Genomic DNA, 21,254 nt, shown 5'->3' with positions numbered 1-21,254 from the left:
GCTCAGGACAGATCCGGACCGCCGTCTCCGTTACTCCCGTTACTCGAGGGTTTCCTGCGTGATCGTGTTCGGCAGGAGTTCGCCGAGGGTGTACTCGGTCGGCTCTTCCCCCTCGCCTTCGTCACAGCGCACGACGAGGTCGTCGTCGCAGAACTCGGTGAGCGTCTGCCGGCACATGCCACAGGGCGTAACGGCGTCCCGGCGACCCGAGCTCACGGCGAGCCGCGAGAACTCGCGGTGGCCGTTCTTGACCGCCTCCGCCACGGCGACTTCCTCGGCGTGGAGGCTGTTGCTGAAGTTCGCGTTCTCGAGGTTACAGCCCACGAAGACCTCGCCGTCGGCGGTCTCGAGGGCGGCACCGACCGGGTACTCGGAGTAGGGGACGTGCGCTCGCTCCTGAACGTCACGAGCGGCGTCGATGAGTTCGTGTTCGGTCACGACGAGTGGTAGCTTGAGCGGATGCAAGAAGGCATCGACCGGTGCGGCTCCGACGGCCGCTGTGGCCGGCGGCGATCAGTCCTCGCCGGACTCGTAGTGGTCGCCGGCGGCGTCCGGCAGGCGGGTGCGCCCGACGAGCACGAGGACGACGATGACCGTCATGTGCGGAATCGTCCGAATGAGTTCCGTCGGAACGGAGTAGCCCGCCGTCTGCAGCATGTCCTGCATCGAATTGAGTCCCGCGAAGAGGAACGACCCGATGAGGGCACCGATCGGGTGGTAGTTCGCGAGCAGGTAGGTCGCGATCGCGATGAACCCGCGGCCGTTGATCGCGGTGTCGCCGGCACCGGAGAACGTGCCGAGGGTTCCGAGGGCAAAGCCCGCGCCCCCGAGTCCGGCGAAGACGCCCGAAAGGAGCACCGCGGCGTAGCGGACCCTGTGAACGTCGATACCGGCCGTATCCAGCGCCTTCGGATTCTCGCCGCTCGCGACCACCCATCGCCCGAAGTTCGTCCGGGAGAGGAGATACCAGCCCGCGACGGCACCGACGAGCATGATGTACACCTGCGGTTCGGTGTCGAACAGCAGATAGCCGACGAGCGGAATCTCCGACAGCACCGGGACGGTCACGTTGTCGAACCGAGCGACGTTCGCGGTGTTCGGGCTCTCGAAGAGGATCTGCGAAGCGAACGGTGCCAGCCCGAGCGAGATGAGCCAGACCGCTAGCCCGGCGATGATCTGGTCGGCCTCGAACTCGAGACAGACGATCGCGAAGACGAGTGCGAAGAGGACGCTGACGAGGACGCCGGCTAGCATTCCCCACCACAGATTCGTCAGACCGAGCGTCGCGCCCGCGTCGCCGAGCCAGTTGACGACGACGATCGAGGAGAACGCCGAGACGATCAGCAGGCCCTCGATACCGATGTTGATGACGCCGCTCTTCTCGGCGAAGATGCCGCCGATCGCCGCGAGGGCGATCGGAACGGCGAGTCGGAGCGTCGCGGTCTGCCAGCTCGCCGGCGTCAGCCAGAGCCCGAGCAGGAGGGCGGCCGCGGCACCGAGTGCCGCCGCCAGCGGCCGCCGAGCGAAGGCTTCCTGCATCCGGTAGAGCGGGTTACGCATCGCCGTCACCCCCGTCGTCGACCGCCGGGTCACCGCCGTCGGTCCGTACCGGCTCCGTCGTCCCGGGAGCGACGTATCGTCGGCCGATCAGCCGGAAGAACTCCGGCATCGCGACGAAGAGGATGATGAGTCCGGTCAGGACGCCGACCAGTTCCTTTGGAACGCTCGTGGCGGTGCTGATCGATTGCGAGCCGCTCTGGAAGACGCCGAACAGAAACGCCGCCGCGCCGACGCCGATCGGGCTGTTACCGGCAAGCACCGAGACGGCGATGCCGTCGAACCCGAGCGACGGCACGTTCTCGAGCCACTGGCCGTGGACCATCAGTACCCAGAAGGCTCCGCCAATCCCGCCGAGCGCGCCCGAGAGGGTCATGCTGGCGACGGTCATCCGCTTCTCGTCGACGCCGCCGTAGGCGGCCGCGCCCGGCTGCTCGCCGCTCGTCCGGAGCTCGTAGCCGAACGACGTCCGAGCGAGCAGCCACGCCATGCCGATCATGAGCACGACGGCGAACGCGAGCGCGAGCAGCGAGAAATTCACCTCTTCGAACCCGATCACGGGAATGTTCGGTATCTCGGCGTACTCGGGGACCGGTCTCGTCTCCGGGTTGCTACTGTCGGGGTCCTGGAACTGCCAGGAGAGCAGCGTCGACGTGATGCCGGCCGCGATGATGTTGAGCATGATCGTCGTGATGACCTCGTTGGCGTCGGCGTAGGCCTTGAGCGCGCCCGGAATCGCGCCGTAGAGCCCGCCGCCGACCGCGCCGGCGAGGACGCCGAGCGGGATGAGGACGACCGTCCCGACGAAGCCGCCGGGAACGATCGATGCCGCGTAGACGACGGTCACGGCCGTCGCGAGGCCGCCGACGACCAACTGTCCCTGCGTCCCGATGTTGAGCAGCCCGGCGCGGAACGCGACCGCGACCGACAGCCCCGCGAAGATCAGCAGGGTCGTCTGCTGGAGCGTCCGTCCGAGGCTGTAATTGGTCAGCGACCAGCCGCCCTCGAGCGGGTGGCCCAGGGCCCCGAGGAAGAGCTCGTAGTAGACCTGCATCGGGTTGTAACAGAACGTCGTGCCGCCCAGTTGGAGGCCGCTCCGACAGGAGGCAAAGGCCCCGGAGACGAAGACGAGGACCCCGCCAACGAGGACGGCGGCCAACAGCGCCGCGAGACTGATGACTATCCGGTCGAGGACCGACAGCCCAGCGAGGCGCTCGAGGAGCGACTCGAATCGGTTACTCACTGCGACTCACCCGTGTCGGGGCCGTCGTGGGTCTCCTCGTCCGGCCGTTGGCCGGCCATGCGGAGCCCGAGGTCCTCTTCGGTGATGTCGTCGGGGTCGGTGACGTCGATGAACTCGCCCTCGTAGATGACCGCCAACCGGTCCGACAGCGACCGGATTTCGTCGAGGTTCGAGGAGACGAGGAGGACCGCGACCCCCTCGCGCCGAAGCTCGAGCAGGCGGTCGTGGATGAACTCGGTCGACCCGATGTCGACCCCGCGGGTCGGATGGGTCGCGACGACGAGCGAGGGATCGCGTTCGAACTCGCGGCCGACGATGAACTTCTGCTGGTTGCCCCCGGAGAACGACTGCGCCGCCGCGTTGGCGTCCGGCGGTCGGACGTCGTAGGTCTCGATGATGTCCTCGGTGTGGTCGCGGACGCCGTCCCAGTCGATGCGGCCGCCGGCCGCGAACTGCGGCGATCGCTGGCTCCCGAGGAGGCCGTTTTCGACGAGGTCGAACGGCATCACGAGCCCGTTTTCCTGGCGGTCCTCCGGGATGTAGGCCATCCCGTTCTCGATTCGGCGGCGACGGGACCACGCCGTGATGTCCGTTCCGTCGTAGGTGATCGTCCCCTCGTCGGGGGTTCTGAGACCGGTGATCGCCTCGATCAGTTCGCTCTGTCCGTTGCCGTCGACGCCGGCGATGCCGAGTACCTCGCCCGCGTGCACGTCGAGGTCGATCCCGGAGACCGCCTCGATGCCGCGGGCGTCCTCGACGGTGACGTCTCGCGTCGAGAGGACGGCCTCGCCCGTCTCGACCGGCTCCGATTCCGCCTCGAGGATGACTTCACGGCCCACCATGCGCTCGGCCAGGGCTTCCCGATTCGTCTGCCCGGGGTCGACCGTTCCGACGGATTCCCCGTCCCGGAGGACGGTGATTGCGTCGGCGGCGTGGGTCGCCTCCTCGAGTTTGTGCGTGATGAAGATGATCGTCTTCCCCTGGTCCGTGAGTTCCTCGAGAACGTCGTAGAGACCTTCGACCTCTTGGGGTGTGAGGACGGCGGTCGGCTCGTCGAGAATGAGGACGTCCGCACCGCGAAACAGCGCCTTGAGAATCTCGACGCGTTGTTGGACGCCGACGCTTGCATCTTCGACGACGGCGTTCGGATCGACATTGAACCCGTATCGATCACAGAGGTCGCGGATCTCGCTGCGGATACGGTCGCGATCGATCGCCATCCCGAACCACTTCGTCGGTTCGTTCCCCAGGGCGATGTTCTCGGCGATCGTCATGGGATCGACCAGCATGAAGTGCTGGTGGATCATCCCGATACCGGCGTCGATGGCGTCCCGGGGCGAGTCGAACGCGCGTTCCTCGCCGTCGACGACGACCCGTCCAGCCTCGGGTTCGTAGAGCCCGTAGAGGACGTTCATCAACGTCGTCTTGCCGGCCCCGTTCTCGCCGAGCAGCGCGTGGACGGTCCCCCGTTCGACCCGGAGGTCCACGTCGTCGTTCGCCACGACACCTGGAAACCGCTTGGTGATACCGTCGAGATGGACAGCGAGGTCACTCCCCGTCTCTGAGAGACCAGCAGCGTCCCGCCCCACCCCTTCGGTCGATCTCGTCCCGTCAGTCGTTTCCACGTCCGACTCAGTCATGCGGTTACAGTTCGCTTGGGACGGAAATCTCGCCGTCGATAATTGCTTGCCGGGACTCCTCGAGCTGGTCTTTGATCTCCTGTGGGATCTCGTCGCCGAGTTGGTCACCGTAGACGGCACCGACGCCGTCTTCCTCGAGGCCGAGGGTTTCGGACTCGCCGCCCTCGAAGTTGCCGTTGACGACGGATTCGATGGCGTTGTAGACGGCGCTGTCGACGCGCTTGACCATGCTCGCGAGGATAACGTCGGCGAAGCTCTCGTTGGAGAGCGACTGGTCGTCGTCGACGCCGAGCGCGAACCGACCCTCGTCTTGGGCCGCCTGGAAGACGCCGATACCGGTTCGACCGGCCGCGTGGAAGACGATGTCCGCGTCGTTGTTCTGGTACATCGATCGGGCGGTCGACTGTCCCTGGCCCGTGTCGTTGAAGTCGCCGACGTACGAGGAGACGACTTCGGCGTCGTCGTTCGCGTACTCGACGCCGGCCCGGAAGCCGGCCTCGAACGACTGGATCAGCGGCGTTTCGGTGCCGCCGACGAAGCCGACCGTGCTGGCGTCGGGGTTCGTCTCACCGGCACCGGCGGCGAACTCGCGATCGGTTAGCAGGCCGGCCAGGTGACCGACTTGGAACGAGCCTTCGGGCTCGCCGAAGGTGTAGCTCCGGACGTTGTCTTCCTCGACGACCTCGTCGACGATGATGAAGTTCTGGTCCGGATAGTCGGGGGCGTTCTCCGAGAGCGCACCCGCTTGAGCGTAGCCGATACAGTTGATCAGATCGTAGTCGCCGGACTCGGCGAAGTCCCGCTGTGCGCCCTCGAACTGGCCTTCGTTGTCCGGTTCCGTTTCGTCGAACGACAGGTCGAACTCGTCGCGTGCGTCTCTGGCTCCCTGCTGTGCCATGTCGTTGAACGAGTCGTCGCCAGTGCCGCCGGTCGCGTACACCATCCCGACCTGATACGCCGCGTCGCCTTCGTCGCCGAACCCGCCGACGCAGCCGGCGATACCGGCGAGCCCGACCGCACTCGCGCCCTCGAGAAACCGTCGTCGATTCTGTACCATGAGCCGAAATAGCGTAGACGGTCGGTATATACCCGTCGAAACTTCGAAATTAGAGTGCCCGGCTGTCAACTATTCACTGTGATCTGTCGGTGATAACTGCTGGGGCCAGCTTACGCGGTTTCGCTGACTGCCGTCTCGATGACTGCTCGAGCCTCGGCGACGAGTTCGTCGACGGTGTCGCTCTCCGCGTAGAGGCGCACGTAGGGTTCGGTGCCGCTGGGGCGGACCAGCAGCCACGAGGCGTCCGCGAACTCGAGGCGGACGCCGTAGTCCGTGTCGACGGTCGCGTCCGGGAACGCCTCGGGGAGGTCGCCCTCGAGGGCGGCCATGACATCGGATTTGGCCGGGTCCGGACACTCGACGCTGACCTTCCGGTAGGGGCGTTCGGTGACCGGCTCCCGAAGCGACTCGGTGTTGCCGGCCTCGGCGACGAGCGCAGCGACGACCGCGGCGCTGGCGACGCCGTCGATCCAGCCGCCGAAAGCGGTGTGGATGTGTTTCCACGGCTCGGCGGCGAAGACGATCTCGGTGTCGTCGCTCCCGCGAGCGCGCTCCCGGGCGATCCCCTCGTGAAGCGACCCCAGTCGGACCCGTTCGACCCGGCCGCCGGCCACCCGGACCCGCTCGTCGATGCGCGCGGAGGCGTTCGGCGTGGTGACGACGACGGGATCGTCGGCATCACTGTCGGCCGCGTAGCGGGCCGCGACGACGGCGAGGACGGTGTCCTCGTGGATCACGTCGCCGTCGGGACCGAGGACGACGAGCCGGTCGGCGTCGCCGTCGTGTGCCAGCCCGAGGTCGAAATCGCCGCTCGCCCCGTCCCGGCCGCGTCGGGCCTCGCTCCCCCCGGCAAGGAACTCGGTGAACTCCGAGAGCGTCTCCGGGGTCGGTTTGCTCTCCCGGCCGTGGAAGTGGCCATCGACCGAGGCGTTGATCGCGACGACTTCGGCCCCGAGGCGCTCGAGAACCTGCGGCGTCGCGAGCGCGCCGACGCCGTTCCCGCAGTCGACGGCGATCCGAAGCCCCGCGAGGGGGTCGGCCAGAGCGTCGTCGTCCCGCGACCGAGCACCGAACTGCTCGCGCACGTAGGTTTCGACGGCCGAGCGGTAGCGATCGAGCACTGCGAGCCGCTCGGACTCGCCCCACTCGTCCCAGCGGGCGAGTCGGGAGTCGTCGCTCGCGACGCGGTCGTCGATCGTCTGTTCGGCGTCGCTATCGTACTCGACGCCGTCGACGAAAAGCTTGATTCCGTTGTCCTCTGGCGGGTTGTGGCTCGCGGTGAGCATCACGCCGCGACGCCCCTGCGAGGCAAAAGCGAGTGCGGGCGTCGGCACCTCCCCGACGCGGCGGACGTCCGCACCGGCGCTCTCGAGGCCGGCTTCCATCGCCGCCGCGAGCGCCGGTCCCGTTTCCCGACCGTCGCGGCCGACGACGAACGTTTCGCCGGGCTCGCCGGCGGCGCGGCCGATCGAAAGCGCCAGTGACGGCGATACCTCATCGACCGGACCGCGGATTCCCGCGGTTCCAAAGAGAGTCATGTCCGCCCGTTCCGCGAGCAGCTACTTAGCAACGTTGCAACGGCTTGCTCGGCCCCAACGCGGTCTCGAGCCGCCGAAACCGGCTATTCGGCCGGCAGGTCGTCGATCAGGACGACGGCCTCGCCGTCGATCACGGTCGCGTCGTCGTCCTCGTCGCGGACGACCGTCTCCAGTCGGTACTGGTCGTTGCCGAGGTCCTCGACGATCTCGACGCGGGCGGACACCCGATCGCCGACGCCGACGGGACCGCTGAACTCGAGGTCTTGCGAGAGGTAGATAGTGAGGCCGGGGAGCCGAGCGAGGGCGGCGCTGATGAGTCCGGAGACGAGCGTGCCGTGGACGATTCGCTCGCCGAAGCGGGTATCGGCCGCGAACTCTTCGTCGAGGTGGAGTCGGTTCGTGTCGCCGCTGACGGCGGCGAAGGCCCGGACGTCCTCGTCGGTCAGGCTCTTCTCGAAGGTGACGGTGTCGCCGACGCTGATGTGGTCCGGGTCGTCGACGGTCCGGTCGAACTGCCAGTCGAGGTCGGAGTAGTCGACCGACGGGATCGACGGCGTGACTCTGTCGGCCTCCGCGTCGTCCTTGCTGTCGGTGGAGGGGACCATTGCGGAGACGGCCGCACGATTCGCCGCGGTCGCAGTTCGAAGAAACCCGCGCGTCATCGCCGACCACGCGTCGGTCATGGCGGTCAGGTTGTCTTCGCCGGCGTTCTGGTATGGCATCTACGGGCGGTAAGAGTGGGGTGTACATTACTTCTTTGGCTGTCACAACCGGGTTTTACCGTCTCGAAATACCGGTAATAGGCTCTTGGAACGGCGCTTATCGCCAGATTCTGTCTCACATCGCGTCTCGTTCGAGCCGGGTCTAGCCGATCCTGACGGTCATCGGCTCCGTCAGTCGACGGGCCACTCCCCGTGATACCATCTTGTACCATTCAATGGTATCTAGTGGAAAGGCTTATCACGTCGGCGATCCAATGTTCTGTCGATGACGGACGACTCCGACCGATCGCCGTGGTTCCCGCCTGCGATGTTTACCGAGCAGATGCAGGAAGCCGGCGAGCAGGTCGCCGAATCCCAGCAGGAGATGATGAAACAGTTGCTGCAGGCCACGTCGGCGAACCCGCTCGAGGACACGTCGGCCTTCGGGCCGATGAACATGGGCACGGCCACGTTCAAAGCCCGCGTCCAAAGCGGCGGTCGGATCAGCATTCCCGGCCCCGAACGGGAGGCCCTCGACATCGAAGAGGGAGATATCGTCCAGACGATCGTCGTCCCCGTCAAACGCGACCGAGAGGAGTAATTACAACCATGACCCAAAACCCATTCACCGCAGTCTTCGACGCACAGCGCACCGCACTCGAACAGAGCCAATCCCTGACCCACGACGCCCTCGAGGCCCAGCAGACCTCGATCAACGCCTTCGCCGACGCGATCGAGACCTCGAGTTCGATCGCCGAATCCAACGCCGAGCTGACCAAGGGCGCGGTCCACGCCTACTTCGACGCCCTCGAGGCCTCGCTGCCCGAGGAGGCCGCCGATTTCGGCGAACTCCGCGAACTCGTCGACGAGAGCTTCGAGTCGGCCACCGAGGCCCAGTCCCAGTCGATCGACGCCTACCTCGAGGCCCTCGAGGAGTCCGAAGTCGCCTACGAGGAGTTCGCAGCGAGCTACTCCGAGGTCGTCGATACCTCCTTCGATGCAGCACTCGAGGCCCACGAGCAGGTCGAGGAGAACGTCAGCGCCGTCGCCGAAAACGTCGAAGAGGCCGCCGAAGAGTTCGACGCCTCGGCATAACTCGGGGAACCGCTTTTTACAGTACACCGTCAATTTTCACCCATGTCAGACTCACAACCCTCCATGCAAGACTGGAACGCGTTCGCCGAACAGTGGAACGAGCAATTTCTCGAGGCCCTCGAAGACAACATGGAGGCCCAGGCGCAGTTCGTCGAAAGCTGGTCGGAGACGGTCGGCGAGGTCACCGAAGAGAACGAACTCTCCGACGGCGTCGAGGGCTACGCCCGCGCCTACGAGACGTGGATGAACGCCTCCCAGCAGATGGTCGACCGGATGAACGACCAACTCGAGGGCGAAGATGTCGATATCGAAGAGTTCCGCGACATCTGGCTCAACACCGCAAACGACGCGTTCAAAGACGTCATGTCGACGACCGCCTTCGCCAAAATGACCGGCGAGACGGTCGGCGACGTGCTCGAACTCCAACAGCAGGCCGACGAAGCGGCCCAGGAAACGCTGCGAACGCTCGGTTTCGCGACCGAGGACGACGTGGTCGAGATCGGTGACCGCCTCGTCGAACTCGAGCGCCGCCAGCACGCCGTCGAGCAGAAACTCGACCGCGTCCTCGAGCATTTAGAAGACGAGCAATGAACAACCCCTTCGCAACCGCACTGAACATGCAACGGCAGGCCTGGGAGGCGACCGCTGACCTGGCCGAAAAGTCCCGGGTCGCACCCGAGCGCACCGAAACCGTCGAGAACATCGAAGTCGGACAGACGCCGAGCGAGGTCGTCTACGAGGAGAACAAACTCCGGCTCCTCCACTACGAGCCGATGACCGAGGAGCAACACGACATCCCCATCCTCGTCGTCTACGCGCTGATCAACAAGCCCTACATCCTCGATCTCCAGCCCGACCGCTCGGTCGTCCAGACGCTACTCGAGGCCGGCTTCGACGTCTACCTGATCGACTGGGGCGAGCCGTCCAAACTGGACCGCTCGCTCTCGCTCGACGACTACGTCAACCGGTACATCGACAACTGCGTCGACGAGGTTCGCGAGCGCTCCGGACGGGACTCGATCAACATCCTCGGCTACTGCATGGGCGGCACGAAGTCGGCCATGTACGCCTCGCTGTACCCCGAAAAGGTCGAGAACCTCGCGCTAATGGCCGCCGGCCTCTGCTTTGCAGGCGACGGCGGCGTCCTCGAGCTCTGGGGGGCCGAAGACTACTACGATCCCGAAACCGTCACCGAGACCTTCGACAACGTCCCCGCCGGGTTCTTAGATGTCGGCTTCGCGCTGATGGACCCCGTCGCGAACAACGTGACGAAGTACGTCCGGTTCTACGACAACATGGCGGACGAAGACTTCGTCGAGAACTTCGCGCGCATGGAGCGCTGGCTCGATGAGGGGATCGACATGGCCGGCGAGACCTACGAGGAGTTCATCGGGGACATCTACCAGGACAACAAGCTCTACGAGAACGAGCTTCGACTGGGCGGCGAACACGTCGATATCACGAACATCGACATGCCCGTCCTCCAGATCGTCGCCGAGTACGACCACCTCATCCCCCCGGAGGCCTCGAAACCGTTCAACGACGCGATCGCCTCGACCGACACCGAGATCCTCGAGTTCCCGACGGGCCACATCGGGATGTCCGTCTCCTCGCGGAGCCACGAGGAACTCTGGCCGCAGGTCTGTGAGTGGTTCGAGGAGCGCTCGAACGGAACCGAGGTCGAGTCGGAGCCGTCGACGCCCGAACCCACGGACGCGGACGCCGCCATCGCCGAGGACGTCGACGGCGACGAATCCGGTGCCGAGGATCTCGCGGACGGCGGGACGGCTGTCGAGACAGGATCCGATACCGACCTCGACGCCGAGACGAGCGAGCATCACGGTGAAGACCGCTCCGAGGCGGAAATCGTCGAACGTGGCGACGACGACGTTCAGGAGGAACCCGCAGAACCCGGCGAGATGGCCGTCGACGAGGATGTCGTCGAGGAGGTCGCAGGCGAGGACGCTGCGTCCGAAATCGAATCCGAAACCGACGATCTCACGGACCTGACCGGCGTCGGTCAAGCCTACGCCGCCGACCTCACGGCGGCCGGGATCGAGACGTTCGACCAACTCGCCGCGGCCGACGTAGCCGAACTCGCCGCCGAGACCGGTATCTCACCTAGTCGGCTCGAGGACTGGATCGAACAGGCTCGAGAACTGTAGCGCCGCTGCACTTTCTCTCGGGGACGGCCAGTCGGGTTATTATCCCCCGAATTTGATAGAATCTAACGGGTCGTTATTTATCGTCGGCCATAGAATGTGTGAACTATGTCCATGGATGGTCGTACCTGCGTAATCACGGGCTCGGCGAAGGGGATCGGTCGCGGAATCGCCGAGTACCTCGGCGAAGAGGGGGCGAACGTGGTGATCAACTACCGGACCTCCGAGGGGGACGCCTACGAGGCCGTCGACGCCATCGAGTCGGCGGGCGGCTCCGCCGTCGCGGCCCAAGCCGACGTGTCCACCCGCGAAGACGTCGAACACATGCGCGAGGTCTGTCACGAGGCGTTCGGTCAGTGCGACGTGCTGGTGAACAACGCCGGCATCACCGCCGACAAGCAGTTCACCGAGATGTCCCGCGAGGAGTGGGACCGCGTGATGGATGTCAACCTCGGCGGCATGTTCAACTGCACGCAACTGTTCTACGACGACATCTGGAACGCTGACGAGGGCCGACTGATCAACATCTCGAGCGTCGTCGGCAAGCAGGGCAACTTCGGACAGGCCAACTACGCGGCCGCCAAAAGCGGCATGTTCGGTTTCACGCGGACGATTGCCCTCGAACTCGCCAAGGGCGGGTCGACGGCCAACTGCGTCGCACCCGGCTTTACCGCCACCGACATGCTCGAGAGCGTCCCCGACGCAGTGCTCGAACGGATCGTCTCGGGCATCCCGCTCGAGCGGTTGGCGGAGGTTGAGGACATCGCCGCGGTGGTCCGATTCCTCGCGAGCGAGGATTCGTCGTACGTGACGGGGGAAGTGATCGACGTCAACGGCGGGATGGACCTCTAATCCATCGAGTTTCGGAACTTCTCAAGACTCCGCCGTAAACGGAGACCAATCGTCGCCAAGACGGCGGTAGTGAGATGGTAATAAGAGTGCTACACGGGACTCTGGAAGGAGCGGCAGTTATACTGTAATATATCGCCAAATCCGTAGTTTCTAATTCTCTTATAGGAAATCATACATGGGTTCGATCGGAGGGTAAGCATCTGCCAATACGGCGCGTTGTAATATCAGAACCTTACTTTCTGCCTCTCTTCCAGAATGTAATCTTCTGGGAAACACCATCTATCGTCTACTAGGGTGCACTCCTTATCGAACCATTTTAGTAATATCACTTATCATTCATAGCTATGGAAAACAACCATATCTTGGTGACTGGGGGAGCAGGATTTATCGGCTCGAACCTGGCGAACCACCTCACTGCGGACAATGACGTTACCGTTGTCGACGACCAGTATCTGGGCACGCCGGAGAACCTCGCCGAGGACATTAAGTTCGTCGACGCGAGCGTGCTCGAGGACGACCTGCCGACGGATGTTGACATCGTCTTCCACTTGGCAGCGCTGTCGTCGTATGCGATGCACGAGGAAGATCCGACCACGGGTGCTCGCGTGAATGTCGAAGGGTTCGTCAACGTAGTCGAACAGGCCCGACAGGACGGCTGTGACACGGTGGTCTACGCCTCGACCTCGTCGATCTACGGCAGCCGTACCGAGCTTTCGCCCGAGGACATGCCGGTCAGCGTGAACACCGGCTACGAGGCTTCGAAACTGGCCCGCGAGCGCTATGGGGAGTACTTCTCGAACCACTACGACATGTCGATGACGGCAATGCGGTTTTTCTCAGTCTACCAGGGCTACGGCGGTGCGGAGGAACACAAGGGTGAGTACGCCAATGTGATCGCGCAGTTTGCCGACGACATCGCCACCGGCGAGGCACCCGTTCTCTACGGCGACGGCACCCAGACGCGGGACTTCACGCACGTCTCTGACATCGTCCGCGGGCTCGAGGGGGCCGCGACGGCCAAGCTCGACGGGATCTACAACTTGGGAACGGGGGACGCCTACGACTTCAACACGGTCGTCGAGATGATCAACGACGAACTGGGGACGGCGGTGGAGCCGGAGTACGTTGAGAACCCGATTCCCGAGGACATTTACGTCCATGATACTTGCGCCGATACCACGAAGATCCGCGAGGCGATCGGCTGGAAACCCCAAATCGACTTCGAAGAGGGAATTCGACGGGTCTGTGCCCAATACCAGACGTAACGGTCACAGCTCCGCGGATTGATGTCTGCTAGTATCGATTGCTGATTAACAAGATATCTGTGAAAATTCAGAATTGAGTCGATGAGGGGATAAATGTCAGTCCCGTAATAAATGGGACTTGAATACCGTCTCTGCAGCGGTATTGGCTAGGGGCAGTACGTGTCTTAAAGGTCAGATTATTCGCAGCTATACGTGATGACGGGTATGAGTCAACGTTGCTCAAGGCTGCTATCGAAATCAGCAACTGGCGGCTCAGCCAGATGGTCAAGCCACATAGATTCCATAACTCAAATAATAATAATAATATTTAATTATCTAATAGTTGGGGTGGCAGACTAACCTCCAAAGGAAGGCTGCGGCGCGTTTGTTCTAATAGATTGGTGATAGATAGGGACTCCATTCTCAAGCTTTGGTAAGTACAAACCAGAGGAATGGTGTTATACTGGCCACCCAATTAACAAGCAGGATTTCACTATTAGAACAGAGAACTTATATCACTGGATACGCGCCTGTACTACGATGAAAACCGGTTGGCGCTACCGGATACTGAGCATGGCCGGTGTGTGTGTAATCACGGCAGCAGCTGCTCTAGTAGCAAATCACCGTTTCCCTCAGTCACTGTTCACTACGTACATCCCTGTTTTTAACCAGTTATCTGTAACCGTCCTGACTGGACGAGATTTAGCACAGGCACTAGGCCTCAGCATTGGGTTTACCGCTATGGCACTCTTGCCGTTATATAAACCTCGCCCCCGTAGACATGTAGACATAGTCATATTTACTCAAAAGCGGATACTAGTCGCTAGCTTGGGACTCGCGACGCTGGGCTACTTCAATTGGTCACACAGGCTTCCTCGAGCGACACTGGTCATGGTAACCGTACTCCTGGCGGTCGCCATTCCACTTTGGTTTGTGGTGATTCGACGAGCGCCGTCAACTGATCCGGACCGCATAATAATCATAGGTGATGATATTGATCAGATACGACGTATCTATCAAGAGGTATCGATGTCTTTTCTCGGTTACCTATGTCCAACCACTGTTTCAAGCCCCTCCTCCGGTTGGCAGGTTAAGACTATCTCCGATGGAGGGAATCCAGTCCATAATCTTGAACGGCTCGGTGGTCTTTCTCGACTTGACGATACACTCATTGAACGAGATATTGATACAGCTGTCCTCGCATTTCGGCATACTGATCGTGAAGACTTTTTCGGCGCTCTCAACGTCTGTTATGACCACGGTGTTAGAACCAAAGTTCATCGCGAGTATGCCGACACTATACTAACCTCGGAGAACAATTCAGGACCGCTCGTCGATGTAGATGTTGAACCTTGGGATTTCCAAGACTATCTCCTCAAACGTGGGTTTGATGTTACATTCGCTGTAGTAGGGATGATCGTGTTCGCTCCCTTACTCGCATTTATCCCAGTGCTCATCAAACTTGATAGTGAGGGGCCAGTACTGTACCGACAAGAACGGACGGCTGGGCTCGGTGGGCGTCTCACCGTATTTAAGTTCCGAACTATGTATCCACAGGGTGAGTCACCGATCCCAATAGAGGATAATGAAAACGACCGTATTACTCGGGTCGGACGTATTCTCCGCAAGACACACCTTGATGAGTTGCCCCAATTATGGTTGATACTTGTCGGGAATATGAGCACTGTTGGTCCGCGACCCGTGTGGACTGATGAGGAAACACTGCTGGAAGCCGAGACAGATGTGTGGCGGAAACGCTGGTTCGTGAAGCCCGGATTAACTGGATTAGCACAGATCCGCGGGGCAGGAAGTACATCACCCGAGGCCAAACTACGGTCGGATTTAGAGTATATACGACGGCAGTCATTTTCACTGGACTGTTACATTCTCTTTAAACAGATCTGGCTCGTCGTGATAGATATAGCTGTCTTTCTAGGAATTACTGTGGAGTAGTGACGTTACTTCATCTGAATGCTGCTTTCATATTTCTAGTAAGCTTTGAACGTATTGACGGCGATAAGAGAAGAAAGAGGCCATAGAAGATAGCGCCACTTGTGATGACACCCCCGAGTTGAGGGATGGTTTCTATCGGGATGTAGAAAGTGACGACAGAGAGGACAGCAACCATTCCAAGCGCCGAGACGATACACCAACCTATCTCACTTTGATCAACCCGAATAGTCAGAAATCTCTCTAGGTACCGAACGTGTAGATAGGAGCTAAGGGTAGCGGCGATCAGTGTCGCGACGGCGGCACCAGTGAGACCGAAAGCCCAGACGAACGAGACGTTCAAGCCTAAATTTGCGACAATACTCACCATCGTCGCTCTTGCCGCTAAATCAGGTCGGTCAATTGCCTGCAGTGAACGTCCCATAACCATGTGGATAGCCTGGAATACTTTCTCAAGCAACAGAATGATAAGAACCAGCCATGCGATCTCGAACTCGGAACCGAAGACGATCCGTAGAATGTCTCGGGAGAACAACAGAGCACCAAAAAAGGCAGGAATTACGAGCGCTAATGAAGCGGTCGTTGCGTCTGGAATGATGCGTTCGATCTTAGCTGCGGCATTTTGCGCATTCCACTTGCTTACTTGCGGGAAAATCGCAGTTGCAGTCGCTTCGCTTAATAGTACGACAGCTACGCTAATACGCCATGCGACCTCGTATGCACCGACGTGCACCTGGGTGAGGAAAATTCCAATCACAAGAACATCCATCCAACTGTAAAATAAACTTCCGATGGACGAAATAGAGTTATATTTAGAGTAACTGAGAAGATTGCGGGCGTACGTCTTTGTAGGTCGGTCGAAAGTTGTTTCACTTCGATACCAACCCCAGACAAGAAGGACGATCATACCTGCAATGAGACCGTACACAAGGGCACGTACTTGGTATCCGACCAACACTAATCCGCCACCTACGAGTAGCCAGCAGACCTTCTGTGCAGACTCAAGTACGGCCGTCTCCCCGACTCTTAATTCCCCTTTCAATACGCTAATCATCATCCTAGAAACTTCCTGAAGGAATAGCGCTACAATGAGCAAGCCTACGAGACCGGCACCGAGATATGCCGCGATATAGCCTCTAGCTACGATAAGCACTACCACCACCAGACTGATCGGGACCGTCTTGAGAAGGAGGGCCGTCGTGAATACAATATCAGGCGTGTTTCCCTCGCTTATCCTCTTCTCAACAGCCCCTCTAAGCCCAAAATCGGCTGGAACAGTAAGTATGCCGAGAAGTGCAACGAATAGAAAGTAGCTACCGATCTGTGAGGCCCCGAGTGCTCTGGCGAAGAGTGCAATCCCGAGAAACGAGATCGCGGCGTTGATGACGTTCGCAGAAAAGAGTTTGAGAGCGGCTTTGGCGAGATTCATAGGGAAACATCTTCACTGAAATCTCAAGCGATAACAGTGAATCGATGGCTCGTCCTCCGGTTGAAGACGCAATAGACAAAAACCATGCTATTCAGGATACTCATGAGTCATCGACTGCGGTCCAGAGATGCCGAGCACTGAAGGCCTGTCATTCAGCATCAGTAGAAACACCTATACACCGACTCCGGTTATCTCTCGATGATGACTGGAACGGTGGATAGTTTTTCACAATTCTTGATGTACTTCTATATCGAGTCCCATGGCTAATATCGCAGTATTCCATCCCGATCTCTCTTCACGCGGCGGTGGCGAGGCGGTTTGCATGAACGTTCTTGATGCTCTCGAAAACGAGCACACCGTTACTTTATATACACTTGTTCGGCCCGATTTCGAGAGCTTAAATGACTACTATCGAACCAGCGTTTCCGATGTCGCAATCGATCACTTTGGGACCACTGGCCGGTTGTTAGCGAAGACAGGGAGCGTCGCAGCGGAGTACGCAGACGTGACATTCGGGCGACTCCAAAGTTCTATTCTCAACCGGTATCTAGACCGTCGTAATCATGATCTTGTAGTAAGTACATATAATGAGTTCAGCTTTGAATCTCCTGCAATCCAGTATATTCATTTTCCTAACTTCGGAGTAACCCGCAATAGTCTTCTCTACCAAGTATACGATCGAATCTGTGACGCCATTGACGGGTTTAACAAAATGAAAATACGGGAAAGCGCGCTGTTGGCAAACTCTGAGTGGACGGCGGAAGTCGTTGAAGGGATCTACGGCGTTCGCCCGGATGTTGTGTATCCGCCAATCGATACCGAAGGTTTCGATAGACTACCGTGGAACGACCGAGAGTCGGGGTTCATCTCCATCGGCCGTGTCGAACCTAGCAAACACGTCCTCCGAAACATCGAGATCGTTTTGCGACTCCGTCAACGGGGACACGATGTCCATCTCCACCATGTTGGCCCAGTTTCTCACGACCGCTATGCTCAGAAAGTTCGAGCGGTCGCCGATGGTCGCGACCACATTCATCTGGAAGGCATGGTTCCTCGCCAAGAACTCGTTGATCTCATCTGTTCACACCAGTATGGCCTCCACGGAAAAGAACAGGAGCACTTCGGTATGGCGGTTGCGGAACTCGCAGCTGGACGGACACTACCATTCGTCCACGACAGCGGTGGCCAACGCGAGATCGTTGACAACCAGCCAGAATTGCTCTATGACGATACCGAGGCAGCGGTTGACACGCTTGACCGAGTTCTCGTCGATACGGATCTCCAAGAACACCTTCAGACAGTGCTCCCGGATGTCGAAGCGCGATACGGCCGAGACCGGTTCCGCGAGACTATTCGGACTGCAGTCAACCGGAGACTCGAATCATGATTTCCCAACCGACAATTCTGCAGGTCAGCAAGTACTACCCGCCAGCAGTCGGTGGCATCGAACAGGTCGTCCAAACACTCGCGGAAGGCCTCCCTTCTGACGTACGGGTCTTAGCGGCAGCCGACCGTGGAATCGGTCACCGCGAGTACGTAAACGATGTTCAGGTAACCCGTGCTGGCCGGCTTAGTGTAGTGAAATCGGTGCCGATTGCGCCGACATTTCCGATCCGACTCGCAACGATGAGCCGTGATACTGACCTCGTTCACTACCATCTGCCAAATCCACTCGCTGTCGTGTCGCACTTCCTCACTGGATCCGATACGGCTCCCCTCGTAGCCACCTATCATAGCGATGTCGTGCGGCAACGAACGGCATTACAGGCTTACCGTCCTCTGCTCAACCGCTTCCTCGAGCGACTCGACGCTATCATCGTCACGTCACCGGCGATGCTCGAACACTCCGACTGTCTCCAGGAGCACGCTGATAAGTGTACGGTTATTCCGCTCTCCGTCGACCTCGAGACTTTCGGCGGCAATACACCGAGTGTCGACCTTCCGATCGATGAGCGACCGACGCTACTGTTCGTCGGTCGGCTAACCTACTACAAGGGTGTCGACCGTCTGATCGATGCTGTCGTAGATATCGATGCGAACGTGCTGCTCGTCGGGGACGGTAACCAGCGGGAATCACTCGAACGTCGCGTTCGAGACCTTGGAATATCCGACCGAGTTCAGTTCCTCGGACGCGTCGATGATCGCACGCTCCACGCGTGTTACGATGCCGCCGACGTGTTCGTTCTCCCGTCGGTCGCCGAGAGCGAAGCGTTCGGAATCGTCCAGCTCGAGGCGATGGCGTACGGTACGCCCGTGATCAACACCGACCTACCGACCGGCGTTCCTTGGGTCAGTCGCGACGGGAAGACGGGAGTGACGGTCCCACCGGACGACTCCGAGGCACTCGCCGACGCCATCGCCGTGCTGCTCGACGACCCCAAGCGGCGAGCAACGTACGGTGAGGCCGCCCGGCGGCGTGTCGAAGCGGAATTTTCGCGCGAGCGGATGCTCGAACGGACCGAGGAACTCTACGACCGACTGCTCAACAAAGGGGAGTGGCTATAAATGCTTATAGCGAACCGAAGGAAACTACGCCGTGACCATCCCCCAACGACGGTGTTCGATTCGATGAACACAGGTCTCAGAGAACGATGACGCGAGAGACGACCGGTGACACAGTCGACTGGGAGATCCTGGGCGACATGCTTGCGCTTACTGTAGCCGCCGTACTGCTCTATCTCGCGTTCGTAATGAAGGTCGCCCTCGACGTTTCGAGCAGTCCGGCAGTTGCCGTTACAATCCTGGTGGTGTTTCTGGTCGCCTTTTCGCTTCTCGTAGAGGCCGTCTCCGATCTGGAAGTCTTCGACCGCGGACAGACGTACGCAGCGGTGCTAACGGTCGTCCTGTTGGGCAGCGTCGTGACGATCAGAGCGAGCGGTGGGCTGTACACGCTCGCGTCGTACGGCGTTCTCTCGGCCGCAGTTCTCTTATTGCTTTCAGGCGCGTGGCGCGAACGGTGAGGTGGCATCCTATCAGGGGACAGTCACCCACCACTGCTTCGGACGGATGACAGCGTCGCCGAGAGCTCCGATCGCAGAGAACGGTGGCAAACGGCATCACGATTCAGCAAGATGGCGTAGTACGCCACCGGCAGGAAGAAGATGAAGTAGTTGTATAGCGACCGGTAGTTGAACCACAGCACGAACGCCGGAGCGATCCAGACGAGCCACTTCACATGGTCGAAGAACCGTGCGTACGCGAACAGCGAGCCGAACAGTGACAGCGCCACGAGCGCGGTGAACGTGGATTTGCTCACTGCGAGCAGGTCAGTCTGAACGAGTAGTGCCGGCCCCATCCCCTCAGTCACCAGCGCTGGACCGCCCGCGACGGGTGTGAAGACGCTCGTGAGCCAGGCCATCGGGTCCCAGAGGATAAATGGCAGGTTCGGCGCGAGAAACGCACCGAGCCCGGCACCGAGTGTGATCCCAGCGTCACGGACGAACGTCCGGAGGTCATCCCTCTCGACATACAGCCAGACGGCGAGGTACGGCGTCACGATCCAGGGCGTTTGCTTGACTGCACAGGCCAGTCCAACCCAGATCGCGGCGACCATGAGTTGCTCTCGATACCAGTACCGCATCCCCAGCAAGAGCGGCAGCACCCACAGAATGTCGAAGACACCACCGGTAGTAAACCGAAGCAGGTCCGGGTTGGCGAACAGCACAAGAAACGGCAAGAACGCTAGGCGCGGAGGCGACTCGTGGAGCAGGAATCCCAGGACTAGCAGGAGCACGACGACACTCGTCCGGTTCAGGTTCGGAACCCCTAGAAGCGTCTGCGGAACGAAGTACAGCACCGAGAGTGCGGGGTACGACAGCGAGGTCACGATGTCGCCGCCGACCGTGTGTGTGCCGTACGCTGCCGGCGAGATACCGTACTTCTCAAACGCCGGCCGCATTGACGCAGCGTATGGATTCCGGCCGTCGAAGAGGAGGTCAACAGAGTACTGAGAGAACAGCATCGCGTCAGTACCGATTTGGGTGTTCCAGTTAATGATGAACGCTACAACAAGGGCTACGAAGTATCCAGTCCAAACCGTCTGCTTAGACTCGCCGTCAGAACAAACTGTGCAGTATAGGAAAATAATGGAGGTAAGAATAGGTAGAACCCCCATCTGAAAGAGAGAACTACGGAGAAACTCAATAGCGAGAAAAGCAGAAAACATCATCAATTTCCCAGCTCTGGCAGGTGGCCCAGAATATCATTCCTTGAGAGCCCACCAATACATAAATCTTTATTGTTGTAAGATATCCCCCTTATGTTTATTCACACTGCGGTATCGGCTACAGATACTTCAGCGGATTTCGATCGGAGTTGTATTCGTTGAAGAAACGCTCCTGCCACTGGCCTTCGCACTTTCCGGAAACGATGTCGTGATGCTCCCAGTGACCCTCCCGGCAGATCCCAACCAGATTGTCGAGATCGCCGTTGCGAGTGTTCTGGTCTTTATGGTGGACCTAGAACTCATCGACCTCGTCCCAGTCTCGATCGCACCATGAGCACGTGTACTCGTCTTTATCGTGGTGCTCCCAGAACTTCTCTCGGTGTCCATCTCGCTCTTTCATCGTCAGTGGATCTCATGGGGTACTCGAGCGGTGTTCGTCCTGTTCGCTTTCACGTATCGGTGCGCGGTTCCGATCTGCGCCCAGTCCATGAAGCTCTGCAACGGGAACACGTCCAGCCCACGGCCGGCGTGATATCGTAAGCGTTAGAAATAATTGCCCACTTTTGGAATCGAAAGTTGGTCTAGAGCGGTATCGATCGCGGGGGTCAGTTGCTCAAGCGA

General features: G+C 60.1%; 19 protein-coding genes. 10 read left to right on the top strand and 9 right to left on the bottom strand.

Annotated features, from left to right (window positions below; translation table 11 throughout):
- Nucleotides 1-39: 39 nt before the first annotated feature.
- The 7 genes from cdd to C489_RS11165 all read right to left on the bottom strand — a co-directional run bounded on the left by cdd (nucleotide 40) and on the right by C489_RS11165 (nucleotide 7,757).
- On the bottom strand, nucleotides 40-438 hold the full coding sequence (gene cdd, locus C489_RS11195; RefSeq protein WP_049890801.1) for a cytidine deaminase: 399 nt from the start codon (nucleotides 436-438) through the stop codon (nucleotides 40-42).
- Nucleotides 439-513: 75 nt separating this feature from the next.
- Nucleotides 514-1,560 (bottom strand): ABC transporter permease, encoded by a 1,047-nt coding sequence (locus C489_RS11190; protein ID WP_049890804.1) that lies wholly within the window; start codon nucleotides 1,558-1,560, stop codon nucleotides 514-516.
- On the bottom strand, nucleotides 1,553-2,800 hold the full coding sequence (locus C489_RS11185) for an ABC transporter permease (protein WP_006431365.1): 1,248 nt from the start codon (nucleotides 2,798-2,800) through the stop codon (nucleotides 1,553-1,555). Before C489_RS11185 ends, C489_RS11190 begins: the two co-directional genes overlap by 8 nt.
- Nucleotides 2,797-4,440 (bottom strand): ABC transporter ATP-binding protein, encoded by a 1,644-nt coding sequence (locus tag C489_RS11180; protein WP_006431364.1) that lies wholly within the window; start codon nucleotides 4,438-4,440, stop codon nucleotides 2,797-2,799. The genes C489_RS11185 and C489_RS11180 overlap by 4 nt, the downstream gene beginning before the upstream one ends.
- A 4-nt stretch (nucleotides 4,441-4,444) precedes the next feature.
- Nucleotides 4,445-5,497, bottom strand: a complete 1,053-nt coding sequence (locus tag C489_RS11175) for a BMP family lipoprotein (protein ID WP_006431363.1) — start codon at nucleotides 5,495-5,497, stop codon at nucleotides 4,445-4,447.
- A gap of 110 nt (nucleotides 5,498-5,607) precedes the next feature.
- A complete protein-coding gene (locus tag C489_RS11170) occupies nucleotides 5,608-7,035 on the bottom strand; it encodes a phosphohexomutase domain-containing protein (RefSeq protein ID WP_006431362.1) in 1,428 nt (475 codons plus the stop codon).
- Between the two features lie 83 nt (nucleotides 7,036-7,118).
- Nucleotides 7,119-7,757, bottom strand: a complete 639-nt coding sequence (locus tag C489_RS11165; RefSeq protein ID WP_006431361.1) for a MaoC family dehydratase — start codon at nucleotides 7,755-7,757, stop codon at nucleotides 7,119-7,121.
- Between the two features lie 265 nt (nucleotides 7,758-8,022).
- On the opposite strand from C489_RS11165, the gene C489_RS11160 reads away from it, so the two are divergent.
- The 7 genes from C489_RS11160 to C489_RS20835 all read left to right on the top strand — a co-directional run bounded on the left by C489_RS11160 (nucleotide 8,023) and on the right by C489_RS20835 (nucleotide 15,042).
- On the top strand, nucleotides 8,023-8,337 hold the full coding sequence (locus C489_RS11160) for an AbrB/MazE/SpoVT family DNA-binding domain-containing protein (protein ID WP_006431360.1): 315 nt from the start codon (nucleotides 8,023-8,025) through the stop codon (nucleotides 8,335-8,337).
- Nucleotides 8,338-8,345: 8 nt separating this feature from the next.
- On the top strand, nucleotides 8,346-8,831 hold the full coding sequence (locus tag C489_RS11155) for a hypothetical protein (protein ID WP_006431359.1): 486 nt from the start codon (nucleotides 8,346-8,348) through the stop codon (nucleotides 8,829-8,831).
- Between the two features lie 42 nt (nucleotides 8,832-8,873).
- The gene (locus C489_RS11150; protein ID WP_049890800.1) at nucleotides 8,874-9,422 is read left to right on the top strand and encodes a poly(R)-hydroxyalkanoic acid synthase subunit PhaE; all 549 of its coding nucleotides are present in this window, start codon (nucleotides 8,874-8,876) and stop codon (nucleotides 9,420-9,422) included.
- Nucleotides 9,419-10,996, top strand: coding sequence for a class III poly(R)-hydroxyalkanoic acid synthase subunit PhaC (phaC, locus tag C489_RS11145; protein WP_006431357.1), 1,578 nt, complete (start codon nucleotides 9,419-9,421; stop codon nucleotides 10,994-10,996). The genes C489_RS11150 and phaC overlap by 4 nt, the downstream gene beginning before the upstream one ends.
- Nucleotides 10,997-11,101: 105 nt before the next feature.
- Nucleotides 11,102-11,845 (top strand): beta-ketoacyl-ACP reductase, encoded by a 744-nt coding sequence (locus C489_RS11140; RefSeq protein ID WP_006431356.1) that lies wholly within the window; start codon nucleotides 11,102-11,104, stop codon nucleotides 11,843-11,845.
- Between the two features lie 344 nt (nucleotides 11,846-12,189).
- A complete protein-coding gene (locus C489_RS11135) occupies nucleotides 12,190-13,110 on the top strand; it encodes an NAD-dependent epimerase/dehydratase family protein (protein WP_006431355.1) in 921 nt (306 codons plus the stop codon).
- A 519-nt stretch (nucleotides 13,111-13,629) separates the two neighbouring features.
- The gene (locus tag C489_RS20835; RefSeq protein ID WP_006431354.1) at nucleotides 13,630-15,042 is read left to right on the top strand and encodes a sugar transferase; all 1,413 of its coding nucleotides are present in this window, start codon (nucleotides 13,630-13,632) and stop codon (nucleotides 15,040-15,042) included.
- A gap of 10 nt (nucleotides 15,043-15,052) precedes the next feature.
- On the opposite strand, the gene C489_RS11125 is transcribed toward C489_RS20835, so the two are convergent.
- The gene (locus C489_RS11125) at nucleotides 15,053-16,468 is read right to left on the bottom strand and encodes a flippase (RefSeq protein WP_006431353.1); all 1,416 of its coding nucleotides are present in this window, start codon (nucleotides 16,466-16,468) and stop codon (nucleotides 15,053-15,055) included.
- A 259-nt stretch (nucleotides 16,469-16,727) separates the two neighbouring features.
- On the opposite strand from C489_RS11125, the gene C489_RS20830 reads away from it, so the two are divergent.
- From C489_RS20830 to C489_RS11105, 3 genes are all read left to right on the top strand, one after another.
- The gene (locus C489_RS20830) at nucleotides 16,728-17,855 is read left to right on the top strand and encodes a glycosyltransferase family 4 protein (RefSeq protein WP_006431352.1); all 1,128 of its coding nucleotides are present in this window, start codon (nucleotides 16,728-16,730) and stop codon (nucleotides 17,853-17,855) included.
- Nucleotides 17,852-18,973: a glycosyltransferase gene (locus C489_RS11110; protein WP_049890795.1), complete on the top strand. Its 1,122-nt coding sequence runs from the start codon at nucleotides 17,852-17,854 to the stop codon at nucleotides 18,971-18,973. Before C489_RS20830 ends, C489_RS11110 begins: the two co-directional genes overlap by 4 nt.
- A gap of 86 nt (nucleotides 18,974-19,059) precedes the next feature.
- The gene (locus C489_RS11105) at nucleotides 19,060-19,428 is read left to right on the top strand and encodes a hypothetical protein (protein ID WP_006431349.1); all 369 of its coding nucleotides are present in this window, start codon (nucleotides 19,060-19,062) and stop codon (nucleotides 19,426-19,428) included.
- A 23-nt stretch (nucleotides 19,429-19,451) separates the two neighbouring features.
- Here the strand turns inward: C489_RS11105 and C489_RS11100 are convergent, their stop codons facing one another.
- Nucleotides 19,452-20,429, bottom strand: coding sequence for a hypothetical protein (locus C489_RS11100; protein ID WP_152423149.1), 978 nt, complete (start codon nucleotides 20,427-20,429; stop codon nucleotides 19,452-19,454).
- Nucleotides 20,430-21,254: the final 825 nt, after the last annotated feature.

Origin of the sequence: Natrinema versiforme JCM 10478 (assembly GCF_000337195.1) — an archaeon.
Taxonomy (GTDB): domain Archaea; phylum Halobacteriota; class Halobacteria; order Halobacteriales; family Natrialbaceae; genus Natrinema; species Natrinema versiforme.
The sequence above is the reverse complement of the archived record's forward strand: the minus strand, read 5'-3'. Positions and strand labels throughout refer to the sequence as shown.